Source organism: Sphingopyxis sp. (genome assembly GCF_965279725.1).
Taxonomy (GTDB): domain Bacteria; phylum Pseudomonadota; class Alphaproteobacteria; order Sphingomonadales; family Sphingomonadaceae; genus Sphingopyxis.
In genome coordinates, this window is the sequence record NZ_CBDIIL010000001.1 from 333,032 (window position 1) to 352,821 (window position 19,790).

Annotated in this window: 22 protein-coding genes and 1 other RNA gene; 8 read left to right on the plus strand and 15 right to left on the minus strand. The window is 62.8% G+C overall.

The features are described 5' to 3' along the window. Nucleotides 1–14: 14 nt before the first annotated feature. Nucleotides 15–1,658, minus strand: a complete 1,644-nt coding sequence (locus ACQY6T_RS01650) for a caspase family protein (protein ID WP_428627666.1) — start codon at nt 1,656–1,658, stop codon at nt 15–17. Nucleotides 1,659–1,945: 287 nt separating this feature from the next. On the opposite strand from ACQY6T_RS01650, the gene ACQY6T_RS01655 reads away from it, so the two are divergent. After that, entirely contained in the window at nt 1,946–2,605 is a 660-nt protein-coding gene (locus ACQY6T_RS01655) for a hypothetical protein (protein ID WP_428627669.1), read from the plus strand. Nucleotides 2,606–2,611: 6 nt separating this feature from the next. Here the strand turns inward: ACQY6T_RS01655 and ACQY6T_RS01660 are convergent, their stop codons facing one another. Continuing rightward, entirely contained in the window at nt 2,612–2,767 is a 156-nt protein-coding gene (locus ACQY6T_RS01660) for a hypothetical protein (protein WP_428627671.1), read from the minus strand. A gap of 78 nt (nt 2,768–2,845) precedes the next feature. After that, an RNA gene (gene rnpB, locus ACQY6T_RS01665) (RNase P RNA component class A) lies at nt 2,846–3,239 on the minus strand. Between the two features lie 343 nt (nt 3,240–3,582). Between rnpB and ACQY6T_RS01670 the strand changes: the two genes are divergently transcribed. Next, nucleotides 3,583–4,002: a DUF3703 domain-containing protein gene (locus ACQY6T_RS01670; protein WP_428627674.1), complete on the plus strand. Its 420-nt coding sequence runs from the start codon at nt 3,583–3,585 to the stop codon at nt 4,000–4,002. A 97-nt stretch (nt 4,003–4,099) separates the two neighbouring features. Here the strand turns inward: ACQY6T_RS01670 and ACQY6T_RS01675 are convergent, their stop codons facing one another. The 7 genes from ACQY6T_RS01675 to ACQY6T_RS01705 form a co-directional block, all read right to left on the minus strand. Then, a complete protein-coding gene (locus ACQY6T_RS01675) occupies nt 4,100–4,789 on the minus strand; it encodes an N-acetylmuramoyl-L-alanine amidase (RefSeq protein WP_428627676.1) in 690 nt (229 codons plus the stop codon). A 78-nt stretch (nt 4,790–4,867) separates the two neighbouring features. Next, nucleotides 4,868–5,722 carry a CheR family methyltransferase gene (locus ACQY6T_RS01680; RefSeq protein ID WP_428627678.1) on the minus strand — a complete coding sequence of 285 codons (855 nt, stop codon included), beginning with the start codon at nt 5,720–5,722 and terminating at the stop codon, nt 4,868–4,870. After that, entirely contained in the window at nt 5,719–6,819 is a 1,101-nt protein-coding gene (gene cheB, locus ACQY6T_RS01685; RefSeq protein ID WP_428627681.1) for a chemotaxis-specific protein-glutamate methyltransferase CheB, read from the minus strand. The genes ACQY6T_RS01680 and cheB overlap by 4 nt, the downstream gene beginning before the upstream one ends. 10 nt (nt 6,820–6,829) lie before the next feature. Further along, on the minus strand, nt 6,830–7,201 hold the full coding sequence (locus ACQY6T_RS01690) for a response regulator (RefSeq protein WP_428628810.1): 372 nt from the start codon (nt 7,199–7,201) through the stop codon (nt 6,830–6,832). Nucleotides 7,202–7,266: 65 nt separating this feature from the next. Next, a complete protein-coding gene (locus ACQY6T_RS01695; RefSeq protein ID WP_428627683.1) occupies nt 7,267–7,704 on the minus strand; it encodes a chemotaxis protein CheW in 438 nt (145 codons plus the stop codon). Then, the gene (locus tag ACQY6T_RS01700) at nt 7,701–10,133 is read right to left on the minus strand and encodes a chemotaxis protein CheA (RefSeq protein WP_428627685.1); all 2,433 of its coding nucleotides are present in this window, start codon (nt 10,131–10,133) and stop codon (nt 7,701–7,703) included. The genes ACQY6T_RS01695 and ACQY6T_RS01700 overlap by 4 nt, the downstream gene beginning before the upstream one ends. Nucleotides 10,134–10,207: 74 nt before the next feature. Next, on the minus strand, nt 10,208–10,849 hold the full coding sequence (locus ACQY6T_RS01705) for a histidine phosphotransferase family protein (protein WP_428627688.1): 642 nt from the start codon (nt 10,847–10,849) through the stop codon (nt 10,208–10,210). A gap of 225 nt (nt 10,850–11,074) precedes the next feature. Between ACQY6T_RS01705 and ACQY6T_RS01710 the strand changes: the two genes are divergently transcribed. The 6 genes from ACQY6T_RS01710 to mtgA all read left to right on the plus strand — a co-directional run bounded on the left by ACQY6T_RS01710 (nt 11,075) and on the right by mtgA (nt 15,916). Next, nucleotides 11,075–12,031, plus strand: coding sequence for an RluA family pseudouridine synthase (locus ACQY6T_RS01710; RefSeq protein WP_428627689.1), 957 nt, complete (start codon nt 11,075–11,077; stop codon nt 12,029–12,031). An 83-nt stretch (nt 12,032–12,114) separates the two neighbouring features. After that, on the plus strand, nt 12,115–13,017 hold the full coding sequence (gene rpoH, locus ACQY6T_RS01715; protein WP_428627690.1) for an RNA polymerase sigma factor RpoH: 903 nt from the start codon (nt 12,115–12,117) through the stop codon (nt 13,015–13,017). A gap of 65 nt (nt 13,018–13,082) precedes the next feature. After that, nucleotides 13,083–13,469 carry a cupredoxin domain-containing protein gene (locus tag ACQY6T_RS01720; RefSeq protein WP_428627692.1) on the plus strand — a complete coding sequence of 129 codons (387 nt, stop codon included), beginning with the start codon at nt 13,083–13,085 and terminating at the stop codon, nt 13,467–13,469. A 76-nt stretch (nt 13,470–13,545) separates the two neighbouring features. Beyond that, nucleotides 13,546–14,193 carry a hypothetical protein gene (locus ACQY6T_RS01725; protein WP_428627694.1) on the plus strand — a complete coding sequence of 216 codons (648 nt, stop codon included), beginning with the start codon at nt 13,546–13,548 and terminating at the stop codon, nt 14,191–14,193. A 72-nt stretch (nt 14,194–14,265) separates the two neighbouring features. Next, entirely contained in the window at nt 14,266–15,174 is a 909-nt protein-coding gene (locus ACQY6T_RS01730) for a hypothetical protein (RefSeq protein WP_428627696.1), read from the plus strand. A 28-nt stretch (nt 15,175–15,202) separates the two neighbouring features. Continuing rightward, nucleotides 15,203–15,916 (plus strand): monofunctional biosynthetic peptidoglycan transglycosylase, encoded by a 714-nt coding sequence (gene mtgA, locus ACQY6T_RS01735; protein WP_428627698.1) that lies wholly within the window; start codon nt 15,203–15,205, stop codon nt 15,914–15,916. 6 nt (nt 15,917–15,922) lie between these two features. Here the strand turns inward: mtgA and ACQY6T_RS01740 are convergent, their stop codons facing one another. The 5 genes from ACQY6T_RS01740 to ACQY6T_RS01760 all read right to left on the minus strand — a co-directional run bounded on the left by ACQY6T_RS01740 (nt 15,923) and on the right by ACQY6T_RS01760 (nt 19,790). Further along, on the minus strand, nt 15,923–16,273 hold the full coding sequence (locus ACQY6T_RS01740) for a hypothetical protein (protein ID WP_428627700.1): 351 nt from the start codon (nt 16,271–16,273) through the stop codon (nt 15,923–15,925). A 176-nt stretch (nt 16,274–16,449) separates the two neighbouring features. After that, on the minus strand, nt 16,450–16,986 hold the full coding sequence (locus tag ACQY6T_RS01745) for a J domain-containing protein (RefSeq protein ID WP_428627702.1): 537 nt from the start codon (nt 16,984–16,986) through the stop codon (nt 16,450–16,452). A gap of 54 nt (nt 16,987–17,040) precedes the next feature. Beyond that, complete coding sequence (locus ACQY6T_RS01750; RefSeq protein ID WP_428627704.1) at nt 17,041–17,826, minus strand: polyphosphate kinase 2 family protein; 786 nt, start codon at nt 17,824–17,826, stop codon at nt 17,041–17,043. An 82-nt stretch (nt 17,827–17,908) separates the two neighbouring features. Continuing rightward, a complete protein-coding gene (locus ACQY6T_RS01755; RefSeq protein ID WP_428627706.1) occupies nt 17,909–18,850 on the minus strand; it encodes a hypothetical protein in 942 nt (313 codons plus the stop codon). Between the two features lie 70 nt (nt 18,851–18,920). Next, nucleotides 18,921–19,790, minus strand: a complete 870-nt coding sequence (locus tag ACQY6T_RS01760) for an alpha/beta fold hydrolase (RefSeq protein WP_428627709.1) — start codon at nt 19,788–19,790, stop codon at nt 18,921–18,923.

The following is a 19,790-nucleotide window of genomic DNA, read 5'->3' on the forward strand; positions in this document are numbered from 1 at the left end:
CATCGCGGGGAAGATTATTCGCCAATCCCCGCGATCAGCTCGCGCTGATCCTTGCGAAGTTCGGGCAGGTCGCGCGCGAGCTTCGCCCAATGCGCGGCCTCTTTGCTATCGGTCTCAACGCCAATCCCTTTTGCAAACGCGTCGGCCAGGATCGCGCGTGAACCAGCAAAGCCCGCCCGCGCCGCAACGGCGCAATCCTCGATCGCACCGGGCAGCGTTTTGGCCGCGAAATTGGCCTCGCACAGCCAATGATTGCCCTCGGGATTCCCTGCGGCGGCGATATTGCGCAGCCGCGCCAGGTTCGCCGCGCGCGTGTCGGCAAAATAGGTCAGTGCAAAAATCGCCGCCGGGTGGCCTTTTTCCGCCGCCTCGGCGTAAAGCGCCTGCGAACGGGCAAAATCGGCGGGGCCAAATGTGCCGGCTGCCAAGCGATAGGCCAGATGCGTTTTCGCTTTGGAAAAGCCCGCATTCGATGCCGCGACATACAGGTCATATGCGCGTTTGACATCGTCCGGCGTCGGGTCGTTTTCGAGCAAAAGATAGGCGAGTTCCTGCTGGCCCGCCGGGAACCCCTGCGCCGCCGACGCCTCCAGATAGGTGTGCGCGCGCGGCAGATCCTTTTTCAAACCGACGCCGAGCGAAAACATATAACCCGCCAGCTGCTGCGCGAGCGGATGGCCGCCATCGGCGAGCGCGATCAGCTCGTTGGCGGGATGGCGGGCCAGAACATCGGCGATCAATATGGGCTCGTCCTCGATCGCCAGCCGATCGAGCGAAATATCGGCCAGCGGATCGACACCAGTCTTGGCGCCGCCCCGCACGGCGGCTGGCGTGGTTGCAGAAGCCGCGAGCGGCGCGGGTATCGCTATCGGTGCGTTCTCGATCTCCGGCGGCGCCACCAGATAATAATCGTCGAACCAGCTGCCGTAATGAAACGGCTGCTGCGGCCCCAGCTCCATGCCATAGGTGCGCTTGTAAACCTCGCGCGATACGATCTTGAAATAATCCGATATTTCCAGACCGGGGATGCCCAGCTCCTTGACCACCGCCGCGGCGAACGGGCTGACGGGCGATCCGACCGGTGCGAAATCGAGCGCTGGCCGGCCCTTCGCGGTCGAATAGAACACCGCCCCCTGCCCGATGTCGAGCAGCCCCATCGGTGCCGATGCCGCATCGCCAGCCCCGACATTGACATCCTCGATCCGGACCACAGGTTCGGCGGTGCGGCAGGCATCGACAAACAGCAGCGTGAAAGCGCCCGCTGGCACCACGCGCTTTACTGCCTGTTCGATCGATAAATAGCGTTTTTCGACATCGGCGCGGCGCGTCGCAGGCGGGGCGTCCATCGGGACCAGCCAGTTGCGGCCGCCATATTCAAAACCGTGTCCCGCATAATAGATGATCACCGACTTGGCACCCTTCGCCTCGGCGGCGAAACGGGTCAACGCTGCGTCGAGCGTCGGCATGTCGGCGTTGCGGACGATACGCGGCGCAATGCCCGCGCGGGCGAAAGCGTCGCAGACGAAGTCGATGTCGTTGACCGCGTTTTTCAGCGACGGCCATTCCCAGTCATTATAGGCGCTGTTGCCGATCAGCAGCGCAACGCGCTCGCCCTGAAGCGGCGCTGTGCCGCACGCGGGCGTCTGCGCAGCGGCCATGGGCGCGAAACAAAAGAGAGACAGAAACGCCGCAAAAAAAGCGCCGATCCGCGATGCAGTCACCATGATACCCCCGTAAACGCCCGCGCGCTCATTCAGAAAAATGACGGAATTCTGCGCAACTTCAAACTGAAATCGCATTTGCCCCGCGCCGATCGACCCACCGAAGGAAGGCTAGGTCAGCATGGCAGTGTAGGAAAGCGGAAAATGGTGTGCGGACGATCACTGACAACATGTGGACGGCCCAAATACAGGTGATAATCTGCGCGTGACCAAGGGGGGATGATATGATGCGAAGCCTGGGATTGCTGGCCGCGCTATTGCTGTCCGGTGCAGCGCACGCCGCGCCCGATGGCGCCGCGAATCCACCCCTGACCGATCAGTTTCTGCTCGATCAGATCGAGCTGGGCGAAGAGATCGAAGTGCGCGCCGATGGCGATCTCAATGGCGACGGCGATGTCGATACCGCCTTTGTCGTCGCCAGTCCCGACGAACGGCACCTGTATGTGGTGCTCAGCTATCGCGCCGAAACCGATATGGGGCATCAACCGGGCGGCGACTTCAAGCTGGAGCCCGATCCGCTTGGACCGGCCGATCTGTCGATCAGCAAGGGCGTGTTGACGATCAAGGACCTCACCGGCGGCACCACCGCCTTATCGGCGACCTATCGCTATCGTGCCGCAACGACGAAGGATGGACCGCGGATGCGGCTGATCGGGCTCGACGCGAGCGTGTACAGCCGCACCTATGCCCATGACGGCAATGAGATGAGCTGGAACGTCGCTACGGGCGACACGATCACCAGCCTGCTCAAAGTCTCCCAAACCGGCGGCCGTGGGTACGACAAGCTGTACACGCGGAAATTCCGGCAGCCGGTGCGGACAATCTATATGGAGGACACGCCGGAAGCCGAGGGGGAGCTGATCGGCGCAACCAAAGCGAAATAATCGAAATCAGGGCTGCATCAGCGCCGGAATGATCCAGATGGCGGACATCAGAATCACCACCGCGATCAGCGAAAACGCCAGCACATAGCGGACATTATGACCTTTGACGCCGCCGCTCGCTTCCGTCTCGGTCACTTCGACATGCTCATCGACGACTTTCATGGTGGCTTCCCTTTCAACTGGTTCGTTTAGAACGCCGCCCGTGCGCGAGCGGTTCCCAAACGCGGGTTTGGGGAGAATATTGCCAGAGGGTCTGTAAGCCGGGTTCTGTCCACCCCCTTGCGAGAGATAGGCGATCATTCCTCTAGGCGAACGGTTACCCGAACGCTCAAGCAGTCAACCCGGACGGCTGGGCCGGAATCAGCCCTGGATTACTCCGTACCGTCCCTATTCGACCTTGCTCCCGGTGGGGTTTGCCGTGCCGCGCCTGTTACCAGCCGCGCGGTGCGCTCTTACCGCACCCTTTCACCTTTCGCCGGGCCGAAGCCGTGGCGGTTTGCTCTCTGTGGCACTTTCCCTGAACCGATCCGAGGACCGGCCCGCCGGACGTTATCCGGCACCGTGATTTCCGTGGAGCCCGGACTTTCCTCCCCCGGCAGGATACCCCACCGGCGGCGATCGCCCGACCCTCTGGCGACGGGAGTATAGCGCGAACTGACGGCCATTACGAGCGATTGTGGGACCGGCTGTTTTGGGGTGGTAAGCTGCCCTCATATCTTCGTCACCCCGGACTTGATCCGGGGTCCATGCGGCCTTGCACCGCCTATACTGAGAGGGCGGATGGATCCCGGATCAAGTCCGGGATGACGACAATATAGGTCAGCAATTGATCGTTAGCGGTCAGGCCGCTTTTGACCGCCAATCGTGAGAAGCGGCCATCGGTGATTGCGCGTCATTCATGCACTAGTTCCATTGGGCGCTCGTTTGACAGGCCATCGTCGTGGTAAGCGGGCAGACACGCTCGGGAGGCGTCTGGTATGAAATTGGGTGTCAAAGCAGCCTTCGCCGCGGAAATGGCTTATGCGCGGTCAGCCGAGGCGACGGGTGATATTGCCCTCACCAAACGTCATCTGGAGCGTGCCCATATTCTGGGTCAGCGCTGGTATTTGGCGCATGTGAAAACGCATTTTCACATGTTGCGGCTTGCCCTGAAACAGTCGGATGCCAAAGAAGCCCGGGGACAGCTCGTCAGGCTGATCGGAGCGGCGCCCTTTCACATGGCCGGCTGGGTTCCCGTCGGCAACACAGGCGGGGCGGATGTCTCGCCAACGCTTCCGATGCCGATACCGTCGGACTTGCAATTCTATCTTGAGGGCCATTCGCTGCGCAAAGGCTTGGTCATGCGCGGCGCTGTCATCGCCGTGCTTGTCGCCGCCTATCTGCTTTTCCGGCAATGACCGACCAAATGTTTCAAGATCGCGTGCAGAGCTGAATTTGTAAAAGAGCGATTTGGCGACGGGCCGTTTTGCCGCGGGTGCAGCGGATGTCTGCCGTTCAATTCCCCTCGGGCTGCGGGAGCAGCAGCGCCAGCAGGATCGCGCGGCATTCGCCGCAGATCGTGCCATCGATCAGCTCGGGGCGAAAGCGACGCTGAAACGCCACCGTGGCGGCGAACCCGTCGGTCACGTCATAACCAAAGCGTTCAAGCGCGAGCAGAAACCCCGCGTCGGTCCACAGCGGATCGGTCAGCTTCTTCGTCGGGCGCGGCAGCGCGAGGCGGCGGCGTGCGAGTTCTTCCCATGGGAATAGCTCACCCGGATCCTGTTTGCGGGTCGGCGCGATGTCCGAATGGCCGACGACATTGCCGCGGGTGATCGAATAGCGATCCTTGATCATATGGACCAGGCGAACGACCGAGGCGACCTGTGGGTCGGGGAACGGGACATAGCCAAATTCATGCCCCGGATTGACGATCTCGATCCCCACGCTCGCCGAGTTGATGTCGCTGACGCCGCGCCAGTGCGATCGGCCAGCGTGCCACGCGCGCTTGTCCTCGGCCACCATATGGGTGATCTGGCCGTCCTCGCTGACGACATAATGCGCCGACACCTTCGCCTCGGGATTGGCAAGCCAATCAATCGCTGCGGCGCCGGTCTTCATACCGGTATAGTGCAGGACGATCATCGATATAGGCAGCGCGCGCTCGTCGAAATTGGGTGACCAGCGTTCGATAAAATCGCTCATGCGGTTCGCGGCCCATGCTTTCTCTGCCCCGGTGCGGGACGACCCTTCACCTGCGCCAGCACGGCGCAAAATGCAAGGTCAGGCCGCCGCGCGGCGCACTTGCTGGTCGGCGGGCTCGTAAAGGCCCCGCAGGCGCGGGCTGGCGACAAACTGGTCGGTCTGGCCCAGCACGGTTTCGCCGGCGCCCAGGACAAGGAAGCTTTGCGGTGCCGCCATGGCGCGCAATCGCGCGAACGCCTTTTGCCGCATCGGCGCCGAAAAATAGAGGAGCAGGTTGCGGCAGAAGATCAGGTCGGCCGAGCTCGCCAGCGGCGGCCGATCGGTGAGCATATTCTGCACCGAAAAATCGATGCGGCGGCGCAGATCCGCCTTGGCGAGCCAGCCACCCTCGGTCTGGTCGAACCAGCGCACCATCCGCTGCACCGGCAGCCCGCGCTGAATTTCGAACTGGCTGTACAGGCCGACGCGGGCGCGGCTGATCGCGTGATAGCTGACGTCGGTGCCGACGATATCGACCTGCCAGCCCGCCCATTTTTCGCCCTGTTCGGCGATCAGCATGGCCAGCGAATAGGCCTCCTGCCCGGTCGATACGCCGCAATGCCAGATCGTGAGCCGCCGACGCAGCTTGTTAATCTCGCGCAATTGTTCAAGCACTGTCGCAGCTATGTCATCGAATAAACTGTATTCGCGATAGAAATAGGTTTCATTGTTCAGCATCGCATCGACCGTGTCGTCGAGCAACTGGCGGCTGTTCGACGTGACCAGCCCCGCCACCAGCGCGTCGAGATCGGCGATGCCGTGCCGCTGCATCACCGGTTTCAGCGACATTTCGATGCGCCAGATGCGGCTCGGCGACAATGTCTGACCAGTCCGCGATTCGAGTACGCCCATCAGCACCCGATACGCCGATTCGCTGGCGCTGCCCCCCATCATGGCTGGCGCCGCCCGGGCAGGAAGCCGCCGAGCATCAGCGCGATTGCGTCGGGGTTGAGCGTCGCGGCGGCGATCCCGGCCTTGGCGACCGCGCCGGGCATACCCCAGATCACACAGCTTTCGGGCGCCTGCGCGAAAATCGTCCCGCCCGCATCTTTCAATCGCGCAGCGCCGATCACGCCGTCACGGCCCATGCCGCTCAGGACGACCGCGACCCCGCTTTTGCCATAAACATCGGCGACCGAATCGAACATCGGATCGGCCGAGGGGCAGCACCCATTGTCGACAACCCGGCGATCGAGCGCGATTTCATGCCGGCGGCCGTTGGCGACGACCAGCATATGCGCATCGCCTGGCGCCAGATAGATATGGCCGCGTTCAACCACCATCCCGGCCTGTGCAACCTTGACCGGCCTGGCGGTCATCGTCGCGATCTGTTTGGCGTAAAATTCCATGAAGGCGTCGGGAAGATGCTGCGTCAGCAGGATCGGCGCGGTGATCCGCGGATCGAGATTGGCAAGAAAATTGGCGAACGCCGGGATTCCGCCCGTCGATGCGGCGACCGCGATGCACTCGAGCGGCTGCGCGGTATTGACCACCGCCGCGACCGGCGCCGGCTGGCGGCGCTCGCCCGCCGGGATTGGCGTCGGGAAATCCTGTTGATGCCCCAGCGTCACGATCCGGTCGGTCAACACTTCGGCAAAGCGCCCCGAAAAGCTGCCGCGACCGGGCTTGGCCAGCGTGTCGCTGGCACCGAGCGCGAGCGCCTCGATCGCCGCCGGGCCGCCCTCGATGCAGTTCGACGAGAGGATTAGCACCCGCGCCTTTGCGGCGCGCTTCAGGATATGCGGCAGCGCATCGATGCCGTTCATCCCTGGCATTTCGATGTCGAGCACCACGACATCGACAGGTTCGCGCGCTAGAAACGCGAGGGCGTCGTGCGCGGAAGCGACCGACGCGCAAACCTCGAGACCCGCATGCTGGTCGACGATCCGTTCAAGGATACTGCGGACAACCAGGCTGTCGTCGACCAGCATCACCCGGACCGTCCGTGCTGATGGCTCGGGGTCGGAAATTAGGGGTTGGGGATGCGCCATCGAAATCGCCTTATGCGACGCCGACGAGCTGCAATTTTCCTTCCAGCGTTTCGCGATCGAACGGCTTCATGACATATTCGTCGGCGCCCGCTTCGATCGCCGCCCGGATATGGTCGATGCTGTTTTCGGTGGTGCAAAAGACGACCCGCGGTCGTTCTTCATGGCCATAATCCAGGTCGTTGAACGCGCCCAAAAATTCCATTCCGCTCATCACCGGCATGTTCCAGTCGAGCAGGATGACATCGGGACGATTGGCCCGGCAATAAGTCAGCGCTTCCTGTCCATCGGCCGCCTCTTCGACGGCAAAGGACATGCTTTCAAGAATATGGCGCGCGACCTTGCGAATGACTTTGCTGTCATCGACGACCAGACAAGATTTCAACATATTACCTCCGCAACCCCAGATTTCTTGCCATGCTAATCCGAAGGAGTGTCCAGCCCGTTAACTCACGCCGCTTTGAGTATCGGCAGCGTGATAAAATGCGACGGATCGACTACCAGCAGCGAAGCGCCTTCATGCTCGATCATCGCATCGGCAACCCGCGCCCAACCTGGCAGCAATTTGCCCGCGACCCGCGTTTCAGGCGCGTCGATGAAACAGACATCCTCGATTGCGTCGGCGAGCAGCGCATAACCATGATCGGCGACATCGACGACGATCACCCGCTGGCCCGGTGCGACGGGGACGGCGGGCAGGCCGATGACGACATGCGGATCGATCAGTGTGAACACCCGGCTGCGCAGCGCGAACAGGCCAGCGACATGCGGCGGGGCGCCCGGGACTTCGACCGGGGTGCCGACCGTCACCACCGAATAGATCGCACGGCTGCGCAGCGCGACGCGGGTGTCGGCAATGCGCGCCACCAGATAGAGTTTTTCCATCATTCGCGGCCTCCCCCGACCCGCCGCGCTAGCGCATCGAGCAACGCCTGACGATCGTAACGATAGACGGTTTCGTCATCGGGTCCGGCTGCGGCGATCGACGCGCGCAGACGGATCACCGGCACATCGTCGCCGATATGGGCGCAAAGCCCGCCATCTTCCGTGAGGCACAGCAACACGTCGGGCGCCTCGTCGACGGCGTCGTCATCCGATACGACGCGGTAACCTGCGTTGCGCAGGATCGGCGCCAGGAAATTGTCACCCCAACCGTCGTGATCGTCGGCCAGGCGGCACAGCGGCTGGTCGGTGACGGGTGCGCCGCCCAGCGCCGCATATTGCTGCATCAGCCAGAAGGGATCGATCAGCTCGACAGGATCACCGCCGACCAGCACGACACCGGCAATCAACCCCGGCGCCGCCGACGGCTGCACCGCGTCCGGCAGGCGAACGATGTCGATCACTTCGGCGATCGGATAACAAAGCACGGTATGACCGTCGTGGAGGCGCAGGAGCTTCTGGGTCGTCTGCGTGTCGGGCAGGCTTGCCGCATGGACCACGAAAATATCGTCGCCGATCTGGGCCTGGACCCGGCCCGCGCTTTCGAACAGCGCCGATGCGGGAACTTCTTCAACCCGCTCGATGACCGACAGCCGTACGCCGCGGACGCGTTGGTTCGTGTCGCGAAACAGCAGCAGCTGCGCGGCATTGCGCGCCGCCGACGCCTGGGCTTCGGCCTCGGCACTGCGGTCGTGGCGGCGCCCTGTCTCAGAGGCGTCGATCGCTGCGGCGGCGAGCAGACCTTGCACGTCGAGCAACAAAACGGGGCGCCCGTTGTCGGGAAGCGTCGTGCCGGCATAAAGACCCGTCGCCATGATCATCGGCGCCGCCGGCTTGATCACCAGCTCTTCATGGTCGTGGATGGCCGCCACGCTCAGCGCATAGCTTTGTCCCTGCCTTGGCCGGACGATGACGAGCGCCCGGTCATCGATATCCTCGTCGTCGCCGACTTCGCGTCCGAGCACCGATTCAAGCCGCAGCAGCGGATATTGTTCGCCGCGCACCGTCGCCAGTTCGCCGCCGCCGACGCGATCGATCCGCACCGTATCGCCGTTTTCGAGCAGGATTTCGCGCACCGCGCCGCGAGGAATGGCAAAATATTGCCCCGCCGCGCGGACCATCAGCCCCGAAATGATCGTCAGCGTCATCGGCACGCGGAGCAATATGGTCAGACCCCTGCCCTCTTCGTTACGCAGCTCGACGACGCCGCCGATCTTTTCGACATTCGCCTTGACGATATCCATGCCGACCCCGCGCCCCGACACCGAAGTGATCTTCGCTGCGGTCGAGAACCCGGGACGGAGGATGAGTTCGAGCTTGTCCTTGGGTGACAGAGCGCGCGCTTCGATCGCGGTGATCGCGCGCGATGCGATCGCCTTCGCGACCAGCGCGTCGGGCGACAGCCCGCGCCCATCATCGCGGATTTCGATTTCGATCTGGTTGCCCGACTGACGAGCCGACACCGCGATGGTCGCGGTAATGTCCTTGCCGGCCGCGACGCGGTCCTCCAGCGCCTCAACGCCATGATCGATAGCGTTGCGCACGATATGGATCAACGGATCGCGGATACTCTCCATCATCTCGCGGTCGAGTTCGACTTCACCGCCGCTGGTCTGGAACGCAATCTTCTTGCCCATCTCCTGCGCCAGGTCGCGGACGATACGTGGCAGCGGCGCGAACAGCTTGTCGATGCGCTGCATCCGCATCTGGCTGACCGATTGCCGCATTCCGGCAATCGAATCGGACAGACGATCGAACGACGCGATCACCGTGGGGCTGGCGCCCGATTCGCGAAGCATCCGGGCAAATTCGTTGCGGGCGAGGACGATGTCGGTAACCCCGGTCATCACGCTGTCGAGCAGCGGCAGCGGCACCCGGATCGATCGCCAGCTTTGCAGTTCGGCCTGGTGATCATCGTCGCGGCGCAGCGGCACGCCCGCCACCTCCAAAGCCGCATCACCGGATAAATCGCGCTCTGCAAGCGCACCAATGACGTCTCGGTCGTCGCCGACCGGCTCGGCTTCGTCACGGCCCAGCGCCGCGCACAGCATGTTCAGCCGGTCGATAATGGCAAGGACACCGGTGACGAGCGCCGCATTCGCCGGACGGTTGCCGCGGCGCACCTGATCGAGTGCATCCTCTGCGGCGTGCGACAGGGCGGTGACTCGCGGCAAGGCGAGGAAGCCCGAGCTGCCCTTGATCGTGTGGACGAGCCGAAAAATTGCATCGAGCTGGGCGCGGTCGGCAGGATCAGACTCCCACGCCACGATCGCCCCGCCGGCTTCGGCAAGGATTTCCGCCGTTTCGGCCAGAAAGTCGTTCAGTAGATCGTCTATCACGGTACCGGTGCGCCCCAGAAACTGAAGCTGCACCATGGCCGAGAATGGTTAATGGAGGGTTGTACTGGGGGGCTGCGCAAAGGAAAATTGCGCGCGCCTCGTCCGAAGAATTAGCGACCGCGGAGAACGGCTCCGACCAGCAAGGATGTCGGCGTTTCGCGCGCGAGCATCACCGTGCCGCCATTTTGCGCCGCAACGGCCTGCACCAGCACGGCCGGCGCGGTGCGCGAGGTCATCGCGGTCGCGCCTTCGCCATCGCGCAGGATGGTTTCGACGTCGGCGTCGAGGAATATCCTTTCGGCCTCAACATGCAGGGCAATTTCGATGCCATCCGCCTGATTTTCACAGCCGATGTCGAGCCGTCCGCCGCGGACCAGCGCATCGACGAGCAGCAGCGACAGGTTGAGGATGATCTTGACCGCCGGCTTGGGCATCGGTTCGGCTCCGATCATCCAATTAAAGTCGATCGCACGATCGCCGATGATGCCCTGGATCGCCGATTTGGCCTCGTCGGCCGGGACCAGTTCGCCAAAGCCGCCTGCCGAGCCAAAGGCGAGGCGAAAGAATTTCAGCTTGTTCGCCGACGTCTTTGCGCTTTGTTCGAGCAATTCGAAACAGCGCGCCCGCATCGCCGGATCTTTTTCATCAGCGAGCAATTCAAGCCCGTTGGCGAAAGCGCCGACAGGGCTGAGCAGGTCGTGGCACAGGCGCGAGGCCAGCATCGAGGCGAAATCGACGCGATCGTCGGACATGGATTGGTTAACTCCCCGCAGACCGGACGTTTCCGGTTCGCGAAAGCCTCCTAAGGCACGGACTTTGGCTAGACAAGCGCGTTCCCCCCATTCCGTTCGCATCGAGCGAAGTCGAGATGCCCATCGTCAGCGCGTGCCTTCACGGTGTCTCGACTTCGCTCGACACGAACGGAACCAAGGAAGCCGTATCTTGAAATTTGGCGTGCCAGAACCACATCCTCATCAATGCAGGGGGATGACAATATTTTGACCGTGACGCTCGACGATAGCGCCGCCGGACTGCGGCTGGACCGCGCGCTGGCCGAGGCATTGCCCGATCTGTCGCGCGAGCGCGTCAAGACCCTGATCAAGGATGGCCGCGTCGCCACCGCCAGCGGGAAGATCCTGCGCGACCCGTCCGCGAAGGCAACGACCCCGTCGACGATCGAAGTCCGCGTCCCCATCGCGTCGCCCGCGCGCAATATTGCGCAGGACATGGGCTTGGTCATCGCGTTCGAGGACGAGCATCTGATCGTCATCGACAAGCCGGCCGGCATGGTCGTCCACCCCGCCGCGGGCAATTTCGACGGGACGATGGTCAACGCGTTGCTGCATCATTGCGCCGGCCAGTTGTCAGGGATCGGGGGCGTCGCCCGGCCAGGCATCGTTCACCGGATCGACAAGGACACCAGCGGACTGATCGTCGCCGCCAAGCACGACCGCGCCCACGAAGGGTTGGCGAAGCAATTCGCCGCGCACAGCATCGACCGCCGCTATGTCGCGATCGCCACCGGGCGCCCGATGCCGGTGGGCGGCACCGTCGACGCGGCGCTCGGCCGGTCGAACACCAATCGCAAAAAAATGGCGGTGGTCGCCGCCGATCGCGGCAAACGCGCGGTGACGCATTACCGCATGATCGAGCCGCTACAGCATGCCAGCGTGATCGAATGTCGGCTGGAAACCGGACGCACGCATCAGGTGCGCGTTCACATGGCCCATATCGGCCATCCGCTGGTCGGCGACCCGGTCTATGGACGCGCCAGAAAGCCACTTTCGGAGGTGCTGAAAGCGCGCAATTTCGTGCGGCAGGCATTGCACGCCGCCCATTTGGGCTTTATTCATCCGGTGACCGGTAACAACGTCGCACTCGACAGCGAACTCCCAGCCGACATGCAGGAACTGATCGACGAATTGCGCGTTTAGGTTTCGAATAAAAATCTATCTCGACCGCCGGACGCAACCGCGGCATATTCTGACTCCAGATACTAAAGGGAAGACGCTCTCCAATGGCTAACAAAAGCAATGTTCCGGCAACGGTGCCAGCGCTCGGCGGCGAAGCCAGCCTGAATCGCTATCTGTCGGAGATCCGCAAATTCCCGCTGCTGACCCCCGAGCAGGAATATATGCTCGCGCGCCGTTTTCAGGAGCATGGCGACAATGAAGCTGCGGCACAACTCGTCACCTCGCACCTGCGGCTCGTGGCAAAGATCGCGATGGGTTATCGCGGCTATGGGCTGCCGGTCAGCGAGCTGATCAGCGAAGGCAATATCGGTCTGATGCAGGGGGTGAAGAAATTCGATCCCGAACGCGGCTTCCGTCTCGCCACCTATGCAATGTGGTGGATTCGTGCGTCGATCCAGGAATTCATTCTGCGGTCGTGGAGCCTGGTCAAAATGGGCACCACCGCGGCGCAGAAGAAGCTGTTCTTCAACCTGCGCCGGATGAAGAACAATCTGGAGGCGTTCGAAGACGGCGACCTGTCACCCGAGCATCTCACCAAGATTGCGACCGACCTGGGCGTCACCGAGGAAGAGGTCACCAGCATGAACCGCCGCATGGCGATGGGCGGCGACACCTCGCTGAACGTCCCGATGGGCGAGGATGGCGACAGCCAGTGGCAGGATCTGCTGGGCGACGAAGGCCCGTTGCAGGACGAGCGCGTCGCCGAGGCACAGGAACGCGATGTGCGCCATTCGCTGCTTAATGAAGCGCTCGAAACGCTCAACGAACGCGAACGTCACATCCTGACCGAACGCCGCCTGACCGACGATCCAAAGACGCTGGAAGATTTGAGCCAGGTTTATGACGTCAGCCGCGAACGCGTCCGCCAGATCGAAGTGCGCGCGTTCGAAAAGCTGCAAAAGGCGATGTTGAAGCTCGCGGGCGACCGGCGCCTCATCAACGCCTGAGGGAAAATCGGGGCGGCACAGCGACAGGGCGAACACGCCGGCGTTCCGGCAGAAGGAGTAAGCTGATGCGTTTCCTTTTCCTTGCCGTCGTCACCATGGCACTCGCCGTGCCCGTTTCGGCGGCCACACCGGTCGCGAAAGCGGAAGTAGTTCTCGCGAACTTCAGCTTCACGCCTGAAGCATTGCACCTGCAAGCCGGGCACAGCACGACGGTCCATTTTGTCAACAACGGATCGGGCGGCCACGATTTCACCGCTGCCGAATTCTTTGCCGCGGCGACGATGGATGCCGCCAACCGCGCCAAAGTGGGCGGCGCAATCGGCCGTGTCTCGCTGGGTAAGGGCAAAAGCCTCGATGTGACCCTCGTCCCCACGGCTGGTACCTACAAGGCACATTGTTCTCACTTCATGCACAGCGGCCTCGGCATGACCGGAAAGATCGTCGTCGACTGATCCCGGGGCCCAGCGATTTGACTCGTGGGAGCAATCGGCTAGCCTCTTCGCCGGGTTGAGTGAAGGGGGACATATCATGTGGAAATGGATCCGTATTCCCAAGGGCATCGCGCTGCTGGCGTTTTTGTTGCCATGGATGACCGTTAGCTGTTCCGATCAAAAGATTGCCGAGGCGAGCGGCTTCGGCCTCGCCTTTGGTCGCATCTCGGCGATGGGCCAGGCGGCCAGCGCCGGTGACGGTGCATCGATGAACCTGTGGCTGATCCTCGCGCTGCTCGCCATCGCGGGCGGGCTGTTCCTGCTGTTTACCAAGGGGCGTGAAGCGGCGAAACTGGTGCTGGGCACGTCGGCCGCAGCGTTCGTGCTGATCTTCGTCGGCACCTATCGCTACAGTAAGGACGCGATCATGGCCGAAGCTGCCAAAAACGGCTCCAGCGGCAGCATGGATCAAGCCGCGCTGGCGATGATCCAAGTCAATTGGCACTTCGGCTATTGGCTCGCGCTGCTGTCGCTGATCGCTGCGGCGGTGATGGCGTGGCTGGTGATGAGCGGCAAGGAGGCCGAGGCCGAGGCGAAAATGCGCTCGCTCGCCGCCGACGCCACCGACGCGGCGAAGGTCGCGGCGGCCAGGGCGAGCGAAGCGGCGAAGGACGCCGCCACCAAAGCCAATGACGCCATCGACGCCGCCAAGGACAAGAAGGACGACGAGCCACCAAAAAGCTGAATTCGTGGGGGAAATGAGACGGGAGCGGCAGGCCGGGGCGCCTGCTGCTCTACCGAGGATTGGGGGAATTCTATGAGCACCGAAAGTGGCACCGCTACCGTGGCGGCGGCGACACCCGTCGCTGCGGCGGCCGATAACCAAAGCAAAGCCGGCGGCGACAAGCTCGCCGCCTGGTCGGGCTTTTCACTGATCCTGGGCCTGGCCGGCGACATGGCGACCCCGATCGGCAATTATTCGCTGTGGCTGATGGCAGCGGGCATCGCCGGCTTCGTCCTGTGCTTTTTGATGCGCCGCATCGCCTTCGCGCGGCGCGGCATGTTTCACACCGGCATCTTCGCGCTGATCATGGGCACGATCTGGGGCTTGCAGCAATTTGCCGTACCAAAAGATACGGGCGTCGAGCGCGGCGCGACGGTCGCGTTCTTGCCGATCTTGGCGCCGATCCAGACCAAGATTTTGCCATTGCCGCAAAGCCAGAAACTGTTGCTGCAATTTCAGGACGCAATCGCCAACGGCAGCGACAGCGAGCGAGTCGCGGCGGCGCGCGAGCTATATGCGGCGACCGAAGACACTGCGCTCCACCGCGGGATGATCGAGACGATGATGGGCTCGGGCAACCCCGCGCTGCAACAGAGCGCGACCTTGCTGCGCTTTGCCGAGCGCAAATTCGACCGCCTGACGCTGCCTCCCATCGATCGGGACAAGAATGACCCGCTGTCGCGCCGCCTGCTGTCCTTTTCTTTCGAAGTCCGCGACGTCGATGTCGACAGCGGCGCGCTCAATCTGCGGTCGAGCAGCCGCCGGTCCTATGGCACGATAACGCGCCAGGGCACGACCATGCAGTTGCCAATCGTCGTCGTCGATGGCGGCAATTTCCAGGAAATGCTGGTCGATCTGAAACCCGACAAGGATATGCGGCTGACAGGCAAGGCGCGGCTGGAGACGGGCGAAGTCGTCGCGGTCGAATTACCCTTGTTCTGATACCCCGACGTCCGATACCAACCGGACGATGACGACCACGACCAAGAAGCGCGCCAAGCGCCGCAAGCTCCCCTGGTATTTGCGGCCGTTCAAATGGCTGCTGTGGTTCGTCGCAATTTCGGTGCTGTGGGTGCTGCTCTATGCGGTGGTGCCGCCGCCGGTGACCTTTACCATGCTGGCCGACAGCAGCGGGATCACCAAGGACTGGACGAGTTTGTCGGCCATCGACCGTAACATGGTCCGCGCCGTGATCGCGGCCGAGGATGGCAAATTCTGCACTCACAACGGTTTCGACACCGAAGCGATCGAACAGGCCATCGAACGCAACGCCAAGGGCAAACGGATACGCGGCGGATCGACGGTTAGCCAGCAGACCGCCAAGAATGTCTTCCTGTGGCAGGGAAGCGGCTGGACGCGCTATGTCCGCAAGGTACCCGAAGTGTGGTTCACTTTCCTGATCGAGAAAATCTGGGGCAAGCGGCGGATCATGGAAGTCTATCTGAACGTCGCCGAGACCGGCATCGGTACCTATGGTGTCGAGGCGGGTGCGCAGCGGTATTTCAAACATGGCGCGGGCAAACTGACCCCCGCAGAAGCCGCACGGATTGCGGCGATCCTGCCGCTGCCCAAAAAGCGCGCCGCGATCAGCCCATCGGGATTTACCCGCCGCTATGGCAACACGATCCAGCGCCGCATCGGGCAGGTGCGGCGTGACGGGCTGGATGCGTGTGTCTATAACTAGGCGAAGCTAATCGCTGGCATCACGCAGCGCATCCGCAGTCAGCACCACGCCGCCGATCACAACCACGCCAACCCCGATCGCAATCCAGCCGACGGTTGAGACATTGTTCCGCTGCGCCTTGTCCAGCGGCCGGCCATTGAGCAGAAACCGCCGTTCGCGCTCCAGCGAAAAACCGATGCGTGTCTCGGTCGGGCCGATGCCGCTGCTCGACTGGCGGTTTCCATCGAAGTTCACCACATCGCGGGTCAGGCGCAATTCGACGCGCGGCGGCGCCTTTTTGCGGTCGCCACCGATCGGAATGGTGAGGCCCAGTCCGACAACGCCATCGACGCGGCTCAAACCATTCCGGAAATTCATGGGTTCAGCGATGGCCGATGTGGTCAATGCTGCGCTGATCAATAGCCCGCAGATAATGCGCATGCTCGCCCCTTTGTTCGATCAAAATCGATCAAAGCGGCCTAAGCCCGCATCGTGACGAAGCGTCAATCATCTCCGAGTCACCGGTACACCAGCAGCCTCAAGCTGCGTCGTTGCTACGCGGGTTTCCAGCTTTTGCGGTCTTCCGCCTGTTTCAGCACCTCGAACGCCGCCTGTCCCGCCGCAAAGCGCTTGGCCGCTTCGGCATCGCCGGGCTTCACATCGGGGTGACATTCCTTGGCGAGGGCGCGCCATGCCTTCTTTGTTGCCTCAAGATCGGCGTCGGGTTCGAGGTCGAGAATTTCGAGCGCGCGCATTTCATCGGCGCTGCGGGTGCCGTCACCCGACCCGCCCCAGGCGTAGTGCTGCGCCTTGGCATAGGCGCCGGCATCGCGGGTCTCGTCGGCCGCACGCGCGGCGGCGTCTTCGGCGCTCAAGCCCTCGAAATAATCCCAGCCGCGGTTGTACTCGGCGGCATGCGTTTCGCAGAAATACCAGCGCTCGGGGCTGTTCGGCGACTTGGGCGCGGGGCAGTTGCCGGGGTTGGTGCAGCCATGGCGATCGCACAGGCGCACCTTTTGCGCTTCATTGCCCGAGCCATAGGGTCGCCAGCGGGGAAAACCCCAATCGTCTGTTCGTTTGGCGCGGCTCATCGCTTCCATGTAGCGGCTAGGGCCGCCGATTGCTAGCCAAGAAGGCCGAAAAACCTAGTCTTTCGGCTTGTAGCCAAAGGCCTTCCCGGCCAGTTTGGCGACCGCTGCGTCGAGATCGGGGGGCGTCATCGGGACCGCTGCCTCCAATATTTCGACGATATGGGTCAGCGCCGCAATCCGCCCCGCCTTTTTGTTGTTGCCGTCGATCACCTTCCAAGGTGCCCAGCGGGTGTTGGTCTGCGCGAACATCTCGTCCATCGCCGCGAGATAGTCCTTACGCTTGGCGCGGTTGCGATAGTCTTCGGTCCCGGTCTTCCACCGTTTCCACGGGTCGTCGAGGCGATCGGTAAAGCGCCGGTCCTGCCCGTCCTGCGTTAGGTGGACAAAGATTTTGACGAGGTTGGTTCGGCTACCGGTCAGTTGCGCCTCAAACTCGTTGATCTCGTCATAACCCTTGCGCCACTCCGCCTCGGTCGCGAAGCCCTCGACCCGTTCGACAAGGACGCGGCCGTACCAGCTGCGGTCGAAGATCGCGATTTCACGGTTGCCGGGCAGTCGTTTCCAGAAGCGCCAGAGGAAATGGCGCGCCTCTTCCTCTTCGGTCGGCGCGCTGATCGGCCAGACGTCAAAATAGCGCGGGTCGAGCAGCGCGGTCATCCGCTTGATGATCCCGCCCTTCCCCGCCGCGTCCCAGCCTTCGAACATGATGACGCTGCGCTGACCATGGGTGATGTGTGCGGCCTGCACGCGCTCCAGCCGTTCTTGTAGGGCTTTGAGCGCGTCGGAATAATCGCCATCAAATTTGGCGCCAGATTCGTGATCGGAAAGGGAGATGGTCATACCCTTCCCTAGCGCAACCCGAGGCATCCGGCCAAGCACGATGCGGCGATGTCATTTTCTGGCACATCGCGCGCCGCCTTTGTTACTCGTTACCCATCACCGCTTTTCGCGCAATCCATTCGCCCATCGCCCGTCGATGACGCTCGATGCGGGCCAGCGCCTCGGGAACGACGGTGCTGCGCGATCCTTGTCGCTGCACGTCGCCATACCAATCGACCGCAGCATCAAGATCACCCGCCATTTCTTCGCAAAGACCCAGATTATACGCCAGCGGCGCCGTCGGTTCGACATCGCGAGTCAGTACCGTCCACGCCGTGCAGGCGCCGTCCGGGTCCGTTTTCGTCAACCGCACCGCCGCTTTGAATGCGGCTTGCGCAGGCTTGGTCAGCCCCTTGGTGCTCTCATCGACGCGAACGTCGAGTGAATAGTCGCGCGGTGCAAGGTCGCGGCGGATCGCGCGCACCTGACTGCGGAAGGTCGCGGTGAAATAATCCTCAACCGATTGTGGCGCGCTGCGGTCAGGGCAAAAGGTCTGCTGGTCGCGCGCGCTCAACGGTCGGGTATAGCGGATCGAACCATCGCCAAGGGCGACCAGCCGCACCGTCGTGGCCACCGTCGCCGTTCGGCGCCGGCAGCGGATGTCGGCATCGATTTCCTTGATACATTTCTTTTTGTCGGCGGGATCATATTCGGTGCAGCGCCGCCGCTTTTCGATCACCGCCACCTCCTCGACACTTCCGCGCACCGTACCGGTGATCAGTGCATCGGCGGGCGCTCCGGACTCCGGCGCAACCACGCGGTAAAATGGGCCGCCGCGAAATGTGGCGGCAGCGAGTTCGGCCTCCAGCGCCTGTGCAAACGCCGCGCCATCTTCGCCCTCGAAGCGCTCGACCGAAATGCTTAGCAGATCGTTGATGTTGGCATCGGCGGGATCGGCCGCCTGGATCGTCAGCGTTTCCGCCGTCGCGGGCGTCGCAAGGCCTAGCAAAGCCGCACCCAAAACCCATCGCGCGTCGATCATCATCGCCCCCATCCCTGATCCGCCCGGGCTATCGCAGCCACCGACGACTGTCAAAGTGGCCTAGGCACCGGGGTCAGATTTGATCGGCAACCAGGTCGGCAAGACGCTGCGGCGCTTCCATCGGGATGAAATGGCTGTGGTCGCTCCATTGCTCGTCGCGCACCGCGCGGATGAGCTCGCCTAAACCGGGCCACGTTGGACTGACGGAAAAGTCGAGCGGGCCGTCTCGCTCGCCGGTCTTGGCGCGGATGATGCTGGTCGGAACCGCGAGGGAGGCCAGCCAACCATAAGGATTGGTGCGCTGTGCGCCCTGATAAACCGATGCTTCGAGCGCGGGAGGACAGGCAAGTTCATATCCCCGCCCCGCAGGCGCCGGGAGCAGGCCATAATGGCAGTAATCGACCAGCACCGCCGGCTGCCACGCCGAATAGGGCAGGCGTTCGGCGAAACGCGCGACCATCGCGTCGGCGCTGTCCCACGCGTTGCGGCGACGCGCGACCGGATGATCTTCGGGATCGGGGATCGGCTGGCCAGTGGGGTGATAAAGGTCGGGATCGAAGATCGTCGGATCGATCAGCAGCAGATGCCGAAAGGCGCCAGGACGCTGCGCCGCAAGCCAAGTTAGGATATAGCCACCGCCGCTATGCCCGCATGCGACCAATGGCGCGCCTGCAAACTGATCGACGAGCGGGAGCAGCGCGGCCGCGTTGGCAATCCAGTCCACTAGCGTCGCCGGACGATAGCTGCGGCCATGGCCGACAAGATCGGGCGCGATGATATGGGTGCCCGGCGGCAGATGCAGGACGACCTGATCCCATAAACGCGCGTGAAAGCCAGTCGCGTGGAGCAGGAGAACGGATGGCCCGTCCGATGGCGTTCCCCATTCGAACCAGCAAATATCGCCGTCCGGCGTCGCCAGCCAATGCTCCCGCGGCTCCGCCAC